Origin of the sequence: Gardnerella sp. DNF00550, from assembly GCF_049262685.1 — a bacterium.
In the GTDB taxonomy this organism is placed as follows: domain Bacteria; phylum Actinomycetota; class Actinomycetes; order Actinomycetales; family Bifidobacteriaceae; genus Bifidobacterium; species Bifidobacterium leopoldii.
Window position 1 is genome coordinate 713,060 of sequence record NZ_CP058397.1, and the last position, 12,717, is coordinate 725,776.

The window sequence follows — 12,717 nt, forward strand, 5'->3', positions numbered from 1 at the left end:
ACCAAAAAGTAGTAGCGTAATACTAATGCCTATTTATCTCACAAACATAGCCAGTTTTACCGCTAAAGGTTTTACGCAATGTAGGAGTCGTAAATAAATCATCGCGCTGATCATTCCAAGACCACTCATCATTTAAACGCCAAAGCATAAGATAGAACTCAGGCTCTCCATCTTTATCGTTTCGACTTGGTTCTCCTGGCAACCAGTTTTCATACTTTACTTTTTCACCAGTAACCCAGTGCGCAAATACGTCACCATTCTCACGTTGCGAAGTATAACCGCCAATCCACACATACTTAACGCCTTCCTTTTTCGCCATATTGATTACCTTTTTCTCTTTACTCTTACTGGTAAGAGTTACTAAGTAACCACCATCTTGCATGCATGCACTATTAGCTTCAGTCCACTTCACATCGCCCTTATGTAGCACGAAGCGAGTTGCACCCTTCTTATAATTCTTCTTCTTAATTGGCTTAAACGACAAATCATCACCAATACCACCAGACTGATGATTCTTGGAATCTGCAACCAATGCAGAAACCACTCGATCAGCATACGCATTCGAAGAAGAATCAGAATCATATTCTAAACAATAAACATTATCTTGATTGACTCGAATTCTATTCATTACCTCTTGCATATCTGAAATTGAATTCATATCCCAGAAGTAACCATTCGTTTCATTCGCAATATTTTGCAGAGTACTTGAATCAGCTTCACTAGTACCAATCAAATATACAGGAATACCTTTTTCTTTAGCTAAAGAAATAACCTCATCAGCAGTATGAGTACTCTCATTATCTTGACCATCAGTAAACGCAATTACGCAATTAAAGCCAGGATGATTAGAAGCATTAGTAATTCCGGTATAAAGTGCGTCATACAAAGCTGTCATGCCGTAAGGAGTCATATTATCAATGCCTGTAAGCAATCGATCTTTATCGTTAGTATACGTTGCCATATACATTAAGTAACTATCGAAAGATATAAGCTCTCCTGTATCGCCAACCTTATAATTAAGATTGCGCACAAAATCACTCATAGTACGTTTCATCGTATCTATAGAATCTTCCATAGATCCAGATTTATCAAGCAGAATTTCGTAATTAACACCTTGTTTATCTTTAATGCGCTCAACTTTATGGATAAGTCTTTCAGCTTCTCTGCCACCACCAATCTTCTCACGAATTGCAGCAGTAGGAGAATCAATTTCCAAAGCTTTTCCACTACTATCAGTAAGCGAAAAGTACAGTTTTACATGAGGATATTTAGATACGTCAGAGTCAACAATTTTCAACTTATAATCCGCGTATTTATTGGATTTCATAATTTCTTTTCGCAAAGTTTCGTAAGGAATTTGTTTTGGTCTCATATAATCCCAAATGCAATACCCGAAAATACTTGAAAGAATAACAGCAATCATAACAATAATAGCTATAATAATATTCCTTCGCTTCGCATCATTTTCAGCAGCAACTTGCGCATACCCGTATTGTTGTTGATACGGGTATTGTGTATTTGCTTCAGGGCGATAATACTGATTAGGAATGTTGCTGGTATAAAATACTTGCGTTTGCGCTTCAGGATGAGGCTGCTCTGCTTGCTGAGACTGAGTATTATTTGCTGAAGAAGTAATTTCTGCACCACACTGCGTGCAGAACCTCGTATTATCTTTTAAAATAGCTCCGCAATTAACGCAGTACATGATTTTCTTCTTTCTCTTCCTTATTAGTAAAACATTCACATACAGTTATAAAAAACCAAACTATCTGTTAATTCTATACCCTGCTTCAAACACAAAGCCGAGGATATCGCAACAAATGCAATTATCCTCGGCTTTTATAATGAGCGAACTTATTAGTTCATTTATTTACTAATAAAACCTCACGAATTCCTATAGCGCTTGTGACTCTTAATACGAAGTAGCAATACGCTCGCAGCAGCAATAAGTATTGAGCATACAGCAGTAACTACGAATATATTACTGCCTGTCGCACTTAAACTATGAAGCTGTTGCGAAACTGCATTGTTTGTTACTGTGATATCTGTCCAAGCAACTTGATTACCTTTCTCGTCAACCAAAACAACCGTATGCTTTCCGATGTATCCAGCTGGGAATTGAGCATCAAACTGAGGCTTGCCATTAACCATGCGAACAGTCACAAACTTTGAACCATCAGCACCCTTAAGCAAACGAGGAGACGAGTAAATGTACGCGTATGCATAAACTACTCCATCGCGCTGCAAACGCTCGATGAACTCGCTGTTTACAAGATTAATTCTTACACTGTTAACAACACCTGCAGTTGCAACGTTATTGTTACCAACGCTAAGAGTTCCCTTTAATTCTGGATTAAGCTGCTGAACAGTTTCAGGAGCGGTAGGAGCTGGAGCAGCTGATGCTGGCTTAGCCGGTGCAGAATGCTCAGACTTAGCTGGCGCAGACTGTTCAGACTTTGCAGGTGCAGAATGCTCAGACTTAGCCGACTCAGTCTGTTCAGACTTTGCTGGTGCAGAATGCTCAGACTGGGCTGGCGCAGACTGTTCAGACTTTGCTGGTGCAGAATGCTCAGACTGGGCTGGCGCAGACTGTTCAGACTTTGCTGGTGCAGAATGCTCAGCTGGAGTTTCAGTCTTAGACTGATCCGGATTAGTCTGACCTGGCTTAGTCTGACCTGGCTTAGTCTGACCTGGCTTAGTCTGATCCGGCTTCGCTGGAGTTTCATGCTCAGATGGCTGAGGCTGAGGAGTCGGCGCCGGAGCAGGATTCACAGGACCAGGAGTTGGAGTTGGAACTGGCGCTGGTTGCGGACCAGGCTGCGGCTGAGGTCCAGGAGCTGGTGGCTGAGGTGTTGGCACTACAGGACCAGGCTGAGGATTAACAGGACCAGGACCAGGCTTAGGAGTTGGAGTCTTTTCTGCATTAAGCAACACAGCAGTCGAAAGAGCAGCAACCTTATATGTTCCGTCGGCAGAAACATTAGCCTCTTGAGCTTGAGCAGCGTCATTAACTTTGCCATTAGCAACAAGAGCAGAATACTTTCCTGCTGGAATCTTTACTTGAGTTTCAGCATTATTAGCATTGAACACTACGACGTATTGCTTATCTGCATCTTTAAGCGTGTAAGCAATTACACCATCAGGAGTGCCATCAATCATCTTCATGTTCTTGTTAATTGTTGCATAATCAAAATCACGAAGAGATTTAATGCTCTTGCGTAACTTCAACAATCCCTTGAAATAGTTCACGGAATCAGACTTTTCTGTTGCACGATTCCAATCAAGAGCATTGTCTTTATCTCCAGAATTGTAGCTATTAGCGTTACCGTTCTTAGTTCGCAAGAACTCCTGACCAAGTTGAATGAATGGCATGCCACGAGAAAGCAAAATCATTGAATTTGCAAGCTTTACTCGCTTCAATCGTACGTCTTCAGTGTCATGAGTAGCAGAAACCTTTAGCTTATCGTACAACGACAAGTTATCGTGAGCTTCAACATATTGAACAATTTGACCTGCATCAGCAAAGTGCGTTTCAGCATTACCATTCCAACACTTGATAGTACTCTTACCATCTGCAGTCTTACTGCCTGTACCAAATTGGCAACCGAGCAAATTATGCTCAAGCAAAGCCTTGGTGTCTTTACTAGTATTGCCATTGACAAAACCAGTAGACGCATCACCAAACACAGAACCCTTCGTAGAATCACGGAAGGAATCGTTAAAGAACGCTACACCTGGAATCTTATAAGCATTTGGCTGAATAGTAGACTCGCTCTTAGGAAGCAGTTTATTCATATCCCAGCCTTCGCCGAGCACAATAATTGAAGGATCAATCTTATTAAGCTCAGCACGCACTTCCTGCATAGTCTTCAGGTCAATTAAGCCCATCAAATCAAATCGGAAGCCGTCAAGGTTGTAATGCGTAGCCCAATACTTCACAGAATCCAAAATATACTTGCGCATCATTTGACGCTCAGAAGCAGTATCGTTACCGCATCCAGAATTACCATTCAGAGCGCCATCCTTATAACGGAAGTAATATCCAGGAACTGTCTTGTTAAACGAATGCTTTTGCACATCATGAACATGGTTGTAAACAACATCCATAATCACACGCAAACCAGCCTTATGAAGGCCAGCAATCATTTGTTTAGCTTCCTTAACTCGCGTTGTTGGATTAGCAGGATTCGTAGAGTAAGACCCCTCAGGAACATTGTAATTTTGCGGATCATAACCCCAGTTTTGAGCTCCTGGCTGACCGTAACCCAAGTTACCTGCTTCATTCACAGAACCAAAATCATACATTGGCATGATTTGTACGTGAGTGACACCAAGCGACTTCAAATAATCAAAGCCAGAAATATTATGCTTATCTGTGGTCTTAGTACCTTCTTCTATTACTCCAAGATACTTACCACGATGAGAATCGCTAATACCAGAGTTTGGATTGATTGAGAAGTCACGAACATCCATTTCTGCAATTGTTGCGTCACTTGGATTCGTAAACTTTGGCATACGCTTTCCAGCGTTACCAGCGTCTTTATCTGCTAATACAACAGAACGCTCACCATTTACTACTGCAGCTTTAGCATAAGGATCAGCAGAAACATTCACTGTGCCATCAGCAAAATGAACTTCATATGCGTAAGCCGTATTAGCTTTGTCGCCATCAAGCTTTACAGACCATACGCCATGATTTTCTGCTTTCATAACTGTTTCTTTATCTTTTTCAGCTTTTTCAGCAGTTGACTTATAAGTAATCAACTTTACTTCAGTTGCTGTTGGAGCCCAAAGCTTGAAAGTAGTTGAAGAAGCAGAATACACAGCACCTAAATCATCGCCAGTATAAGCGTATTTCTTATCGAATTCATCGGTACGAATTACGCTAGCACCAGTTTTCGAGGAAGCAGAAAGCTTAATACCTGTAGCTAATCCCTTAATACTCAACTCATACTTATGCTTAATATTAAGGTCATTCTTGGTTTCGATAGTAATCTCTGAACCATTAGCTTTAGCAGAAGCAATTTCAACTTTCTTGCTAGGATTTTCACTAGTATCCAAAAGTGTTACGTCAGAGTCTTTTACAGAAGACACATCTCCAGATACTTTTACAGCTAACTTCTTTAAACCAGCAATATCAGCAGACATCACGTGAGCTGTAAGTTGTGGCATAGTAGCGTTTAAATACACTGTCATGTCATCTTGCATTAACCAGACTTCAGCACTACCCTTGTTTGGATCACTTGGATCTATCTTAATAGCATTGTTTGGAATACTGCGATCGCTAGGATCTTGCTGATTCCAAGCGTCAATTGGCGTAGATTTTCTAACTTTGAAACCAACACTGTCAATACCACCATCATTCTTAGCAGTAAAGGTTGCAACTTTGCCGTAATCGTCATGCGAAGTGAAGTAACGAGCAGATCCATTAGTTCCGTCGTTCCAAGTCCACATGTTCCAGCCTTCATAATCGCCAGCATTCCTGCGATAATGAACTGTTACCTTTAATTCTTTTGGCTTACTCTTAAGGTTGTCTGGAGCAGTGAACTGTGTAGTATCCGATCCGCCTGTTACCCAAGCTTCAGCAAGACCACTTGCACAGTTTTCAATAGCACGATCGCCACCGTCTTTACTCCAACCTTTTGTAGTAGTAATAAAGGAAAGTGACTTGTTTTCAAAAGCACCATCAACTTTAGTTTCAAAAACTTTGCCGAATTTATCAGTGCCATTAAACTTATGCCAAGCTCCAGGTAAATCTTTACCATCCTTGTCTTTGCCCCACAACCAAATGCCAATATCGCGAGTATCACCCGCTTTTTGTGCATAGTGGATGCGAACAGTGGTCTTTGGATTATACGCTACTGGGCAAGGATTTACTCCAACGCTACCCTTGTGATCTTGAGCTAAATACGAATCAGTGTGAGCTGGAATCTTAAAGTTATTATTATATCCTTCGTGATACCAGTAGTTTTCACCATTATTAAACACTGCTTCATAAGCTTTACCATTGGTTCTAATTGTCTTCTTATACCAACCGTCACAAGCCTTCTTCATCTCATCGCCAGGAGCCTGAGTCCAGCTTGAGCCTATGCCGTAATGAACATATACTTTTTTACCGTTAAACTTTTCGTCTGGCTTAAAGTAAATAGTTGTTGTAGGATCTTCTGGCATGCCTGCATCAGGCTTTTCTTCACCATATTTAGGATCAGATGGGTCTGTAGCAGTGCCAGCCGGATGTGTAGCTTTTGTTGCATTAACATGTAAAACTACTGCTTCGCGAGCGCCAATCTTGGTTTTAACTTCACCTTTTGCAACTTTAACAGTCTTAGAGCAGTCACCTGCAGCGTACACATTGCAATACTCACCATCAGGCAAATCAGTTTTATAAGAAACTTCTTTTTCGTCAAGCGAATTGTTTATTGCTAAGAAGCCCTTCTTTTCACGGCTAAAAGCAACGTTATTGTCTCCATCATCCTGCCAATTCGTAACTTTCGCACCTTGCACAGCATTGTAGAATCCAATCATTCCACGAATAGAAGTCCAACGCTGAGTGCACTGCCAATTGGAATCCTTACCACAAGTCACATCCGAAACAGAAATATCAGTTGCACCAGGAGCGCCATCATCATTCTTATCGAACTTGTATCCGGAATACACGTTTGGAGTGCCGTATGGCCACGCGAGCATGAACGCGTTTGCTAAAGCGTAACGACGACCATCCTTATACGTAAGCACGCTGTTACCGCGCTCTGTATCCCAATTCGTAACAAAAATAGCAGCTTTATCGCTCTTAACCATTCCGTCTTGAATTTTGTTCAGAGGCTTGCTTGCCTTAATCAGCGAGCCTTTGAAGTTTTGCTTAAGCTGGTAAGAGTAGCCAAACTCGTTAACTTCGCCTTCATTCAAATGTGCAGACGGCTGAATTTGTGCAGCTTCTGAAGAGTTGCCAATAGTCTCTTGCATCCACCAGATGTCATTAATCTTTTTGCTATCTTCAACACTTTCGTTGTATTGCTTTATAGCAGAAGCTTTAATGCCCCTCATATCTTCTGGCGAAATATGCTTAACTGCATCCACACGGAAACCAGCAACGCCAAGCTTCAACAAATCTGCAAAATACTTACCTAAAACTTGCTGAACATGCTGACTACCAGTATTCAAATCAAGTAAGCCTACAAGCCTGTGAGTCCAAACTTCTTCAGCATTCGTATAATCTTTAATATTTTCAGCACTTTGATGGAAATCGTCTTTAGTGTATCCAGCATCTTCAAAAGTCTGAGTAGACACATCATACTTACTTCCACCAACACCGACTTTATCTTTATTATCAGCGCCAGCCATGTGATTAATAACAGCATCAGCAATGATTCCAACATTTGCCGCTTTGCAAGTTTGAATCATCTGCTTAAACTCAGCTTCAGTGCCAAGTTTAGAATTTAATTTATAGCTAACAGGCTGGTAAGAAGTCCACCAGGCTTTACCTTTAATATGATCCTGCGGTGGAGACACCTGCACATACTTCACACCTTCAGGACCATAAGTTTTAGTGCACTCTTGAGCAATACTCTTCCAATTTTGCTGAAAAGCAGTAACAATAACACCTTTACCTTTAAGAGTTACATTCGAAGAAGTTTCTTTGCTATTGCTAGACTCCCCGCTAGTCACAGCGTTTGCACTACCCGTAACAGCAAAACCAGTTACAAGCATTGCAACAGACGCAACAACAGCAACCATCTTCGATGCAAAGTGTCGACGATGACTCATCAGTATCCTTTCCTCCATTGGTATCAACACGCTTCTTCCTTGGGCGCATTAATAGCCTCAATGCACAAACGATGGCTAGCACTACTATGTTGCCAGCCATCGTCATAAGCGTGCATTATCAGCGGAGAAAATTATAACATCTACATACTGACAATATTGCAATAACTATACGGAAACTGTAATAATGTCAATACAAATTTATTTCCAAATCGTCTTTTACTTCGCATCTTTCTTATTAGAATCAGCCTTATTCTTGCACAGAATCAGAGCTAACTCAATCAATAGCACAGCGAAAACAATTACGATCATTAACAAAGTACTAAACGTGGAAGTACTTCCAAAATGCTCTACAGCCTTAACATGCAAAGCAATAGCAGAATTAGCTGGAATAGTTGTCTCTACTTTCCCACCATTTACAGTAACTGTGCTAGAGCATTTACGTGAAGCATATACGTTACAATACTCACCGTCAGGCAAATCAGTTTTATAACTCACATTTTTAGGCTTATCAGTATTGTTAATCGCCAAGAATCCCTTGTTTCCGCGGCTAAAAGCAATGTTATTATCGTTGTCATCCTGCCATTGAGTTACTTTCGTGCCCTTAACAGCATTGTAGAATCCAATCATTCCACGAATAGAAGTCCAACGCTGAGTGCATTGCCACTGAGAATTCTTTCCGCACTTTACATCTGGAATGTTCGTATCAGTTGCACCAGGAGCACCGTCATCGCGCTGAGTGAACTTATATCCAGAATAAATATTTGGTGTTCCATACGGATAAGCAAGCATAAAAGCATTAGCTAACTCGTACTTTGCCCCATCCTTATAAGTGAGAACTCGAGTCGAATTGTCACGCTCAGTATCCCAGTTAGTCACAAAAATAGCTGCTTTCTTATTAGGAATAAGCTGATCTGTAATATGAGACAAATTCTCAATTGAGCCATAGAAATAATTACGCAAGCGATACGAGTATTCAAACTCATCTACTTCACCTGTACCAACATATTGATCTGGCTGAATTTTAGGATCTTGTTCAGGAAAACCAATTGTTTCTTGCATCCACCAAATATTTTCAGGCTTCATTCCAGCAGCTTTAGCAGCAGCTTCTTTTATGCCTTTCACATCTTCAGGACACATATGTTTTGTGGCATCAACTCTAAAGCCCGCAACACCCATTTTCAGCAATTTTGCAAAATAGTTACCAAGAATTTTTTGTACATGAGGCTTAGAAGTATCCAAATCAAGCAAACCAACTAAACGATAATTCCAAACGACTTGCGCATCTTTATATGTGTAAATATCTTTATCTATTTGGTGAAAATCATCTTTTGTGTAACCAGCATCCGGATAGCTTTGATTTGCCGCATCATACTTACTACCGCCAACACCTACAGTATCTTTATTACTATCACCGGTTGTGTGATTAATTACAGCATCAACAACAATTCCAACACCAGCTGCCCTGCAAGTAGTAATCATATTTTTAAACTCGTCTTCAGTGCCAAGCTTTGAATTTAGATTGTAACTAACTGGCTGATAAGAAGTCCACCACGCTTTACCTTTAATATGATCCTGCGGCGGCGAAACCTGTACATAACTCACACCCTCAGGACCATAAGTTCGCTTACACTCTTTTGCAATACTTTTCCAATTTTGCTGAAAAGCAGTAACAATCACACCTTTTGACGGAAGACCGTCTGTTGATTTAGTTGAAGCAAATGCCGAAGAGTTTGGAACAATAGCAAAAATACACATTAATACTGTTGCTACAGCAGCAATTGCAGTAATTGCAGTAAAAGAGCACATTACATTGCGCTTGTAATTATTGATTAATTCGCAAGCATAATTACTTCTTTTACGCTCACTTACTTGCAATCGTGCACTGTGGATCATCGTTGTTCCTTTCACATCACGTACAGCACTTTCATTGTGCGAGAATACTTTTATTATTATACGCTTATTGTTTATGTACGAGACATTAAAATATAAAATAAAAACGTCGCCTAGCAAGCTAAGCGACGTCGTGCACGTGCCCCCGGTGAGACTCGAACTCACACTGCACAGATTTTGAGGCTGTTTCCTCTACCAATTGGGATACAGGGGCATTTTTAATTTTCCGCATTTTTTTGCGACTTGTTGACTATAGCACACTTTAAGCCACATGCAAATAGTTAAAGCGTTTTGCGCGTGTCGCAAATCAACAATATTGATCATACATAACATAATGCGCGCAAACTGCAAAACAGCTAGCGCGCATTATGCAAACTATACTACTGCGCAAATGCACTTAAACTAGAAGAACTAGCGTATTAGTACAAGAAACGCAGAATCAAGCAATTAGTCGCAAGCACCGACGGTGTGAACGTAGATGGAGTCAGTGCGACCAGCCTGGCGTTCACCCTGAGCAGTGCTCAAGATAACAATCTGATCACCATCGGAAACCTTACCGGCTTCGCGAAGAACCTTGTCAGTGAAGATCATCAAATCGTGACGATTCATGTCATGGTAATCTTCATCAATCAAGAAGCCTTCAGTACCCCAGCTCAAAGCCAACCAACGATAAGTGTGCTCATTGTTAGTCAAGCCGTAGATTGGAGCGGTTGGGCGTTCACGAGAAATGCGATGAACTGTGCGACCAGTCTGAGTGTAGGCAACAATAGCCTTAGCATTAAGCTTATCTGCCAAATCAACAGCTGCAGAAGAAACTGCACCGGTGCTAGACATGTCAAGCTCAACAGCAGGAATGCGATCATAGCCGTGCTCAGTAGCATACTGAGAAATACGAGACATAGTCTTAACGGTAACATCTGGATACTTGCCAACAGCAGTTTCGTTAGAAGTCATTGTTGCGTCAGCACCGTCGAGAACAGCGTTAGCACAGTCAGAAGCTTCTGCACGGGTTGGAACTGGAGAGTTAACCATTGTGCCAAGAACTTCAGTAGCAACGATAACTGGCTTTGCATAGCGACGAGAAAGCTCAATGCAGCGCTTGGTGACAAGTGGAACCTCTTCGAGAGGCATTTCCACAGCCATATCACCACGTGCAACCATAATGCCATCGAAGGTCTTAACAATCTCTTCCAAGTTTTCAACAGCCTGTGGCTTTTCAATCTTGGCGACGATTGGAATGCGACGACCTTCTTCGTCCATGATTTCGTGAGCGCGATCAATATCGGTAGCGAAACGCACGAAGGACATAGCAATAATGTCAGCACCAGTGCGAATAGCCCAACGAAGATCAGCCTCATCCTTTTCAGTCAAAGCTGGGAGGGAAACTGCAACGCCTGGGAGGTTAATGCCCTTGTGGCTGGAAACTGGACCAGCAACAATAACCTTAGTGTGAACGTCGTTGCCTTCTACCTTAGTTACCTCAAGGCGAACCTTACCATCATCGATAAGAATTGGGTCGCCTGCGTGGCAATCTCCTGGCAAGCCCTTAAAGGTTGTAGAAGTACGGTGCTCGTCACCTTCAACATCATCAGTAGTGATGATGAACTCCTGACCTTCTTCCAAATAAACCTTATCTTCGCCTTCAGCGTTCTTCTTGAACCATCCGCAGCGAATCTTTGGACCTTGCAAATCAACAAGAGCAGCAACATTGCGGCCAGTGGACTTGGAAGCTGCACGAACGTTGTTGTAAACGCGCAAATGATCTTCAGGAGTGCCGTGAGAACGGTTCAAACGAGCAACATCCATACCGGCTTCAACAAGCTTGGTAATACCTTCCAAGGATTCGGTAGCTGGACCAATAGTATCAACGATTTTGGCTTTACGCATAATGCCTACCTATTTTCTATTTCTGTTTATTTTTTTATGGGCGATTTAATGATAAAACCATAAAACGCCCAATTCCGCTTTCCAGTGTATCAACGTATTGTGACCGCTTATTGTATTTATTCGGCGTTTTGTGAACGCTCACAAAAAATACTCAAGGAATATCTATTTACTACGATTAAACACGACTAGATACGCTCTCTTATTAATCGCGTTTAGCTTGCGATTAGCCGCGATTAGCGCACTATATAGCTAACACTAGCTAGCGCAAATGCCTAGCATGCTTACGATTTATACCAGCCAGACTACTTTGCAACCTGCTTATTCTGCACAAGCTCAGCCTAAAGCAGCCACACACTAAACCTTTTATCAACAAAAGCTGTAGATTTAAAATGTGTTTTTATTTCTTAAATAATTCTGAATGCGTACCAAGCCTGTATAACATCAAAACAAGAATTTCATTTTTAATTTCATAAACTAAAAGCCAATCGGGTTCAATATGACATTCTCTTGTTCCGCTATATTTTCCAGTCAGACCGTGATCACAATATTTAGCTTCTAGTACACCACCGTTAGCTAAAACATCAATTACTTTTAAAAGATTATCCGTATTTTTATTTTGCTTCTTAGCTAATTTAAGGTCTTTTTTGAATTGATTCGTGAATTTTACTTCATATTTCATAAATCAAGAGCCACCTTAAGATCTCCCATATTCCGATAACCCTTTACACTAGGATCAGACGCAATCCGTCTACCTTCCTCAATAGCAGCAATCGTTGTATCATTTGGAACCTCTAATTTAAGAGAAAATGGAATCCCGTTCTCACGAATAGTTGTTCGCAAAAATATGTTAATCGCTGTTGTCATATTGAGCCCGAGTTCTGAAAAAATCTTATCAGCTTGTTCTTTAATTCCCTTATCTGTTCTAATATTTAAATTCGTAGTAGTCATATACGACACCTCCATCTTCTTTTACTATACGCAAACATTCGTTTACATTCAACATATTGTCATTGCATTGTATATAACTTAAACTAACTAAAGTAATCCAATAATCTTTAATTCACATGATTGAATAAATTAAACTCTCTTACTAATTAAGTAGTTTTAAGCCCAAAATTACAGCATGTTAGAAAAATCAATAAATATTTTGACATACGCGTCAAATATTTTCAGTAG

Annotated in this window: 6 protein-coding genes and 1 tRNA gene; all 7 read right to left on the minus strand. The window is 40.8% G+C overall.

Annotated elements, in window-relative coordinates; genetic code table 11:
* Nucleotides 1–22: 22 nt before the first annotated feature.
* On the minus strand, nucleotides 23–1,705 hold the full coding sequence (locus tag HXT29_RS02580; RefSeq protein WP_004119297.1) for a VWA domain-containing protein: 1,683 nt from the start codon (nucleotides 1,703–1,705) through the stop codon (nucleotides 23–25).
* A gap of 179 nt (nucleotides 1,706–1,884) precedes the next feature.
* Nucleotides 1,885–7,764 (minus strand): type I pullulanase, encoded by a 5,880-nt coding sequence (gene pulA, locus HXT29_RS02585; protein WP_422118448.1) that lies wholly within the window; start codon nucleotides 7,762–7,764, stop codon nucleotides 1,885–1,887.
* 216 nt (nucleotides 7,765–7,980) lie between these two features.
* Nucleotides 7,981–9,519 (minus strand): alpha-amylase, encoded by a 1,539-nt coding sequence (locus HXT29_RS02590; RefSeq protein ID WP_410299670.1) that lies wholly within the window; start codon nucleotides 9,517–9,519, stop codon nucleotides 7,981–7,983.
* 275 nt (nucleotides 9,520–9,794) lie between these two features.
* Nucleotides 9,795–9,868, minus strand: a tRNA-Leu gene (locus HXT29_RS02595).
* Nucleotides 9,869–10,101: 233 nt separating this feature from the next.
* Complete coding sequence (gene pyk / locus HXT29_RS02600) at nucleotides 10,102–11,541, minus strand: pyruvate kinase (RefSeq protein WP_004107046.1); 1,440 nt, start codon at nucleotides 11,539–11,541, stop codon at nucleotides 10,102–10,104.
* 397 nt (nucleotides 11,542–11,938) lie between these two features.
* Nucleotides 11,939–12,220 carry a type II toxin-antitoxin system YafQ family toxin gene (locus HXT29_RS02605; protein WP_004107050.1) on the minus strand — a complete coding sequence of 94 codons (282 nt, stop codon included), beginning with the start codon at nucleotides 12,218–12,220 and terminating at the stop codon, nucleotides 11,939–11,941.
* Nucleotides 12,217–12,489: a type II toxin-antitoxin system RelB/DinJ family antitoxin gene (locus tag HXT29_RS02610; protein ID WP_116442675.1), complete on the minus strand. Its 273-nt coding sequence runs from the start codon at nucleotides 12,487–12,489 to the stop codon at nucleotides 12,217–12,219. Before HXT29_RS02610 ends, HXT29_RS02605 begins: the two co-directional genes overlap by 4 nt.
* Nucleotides 12,490–12,717 lie beyond the last annotated feature (228 nt).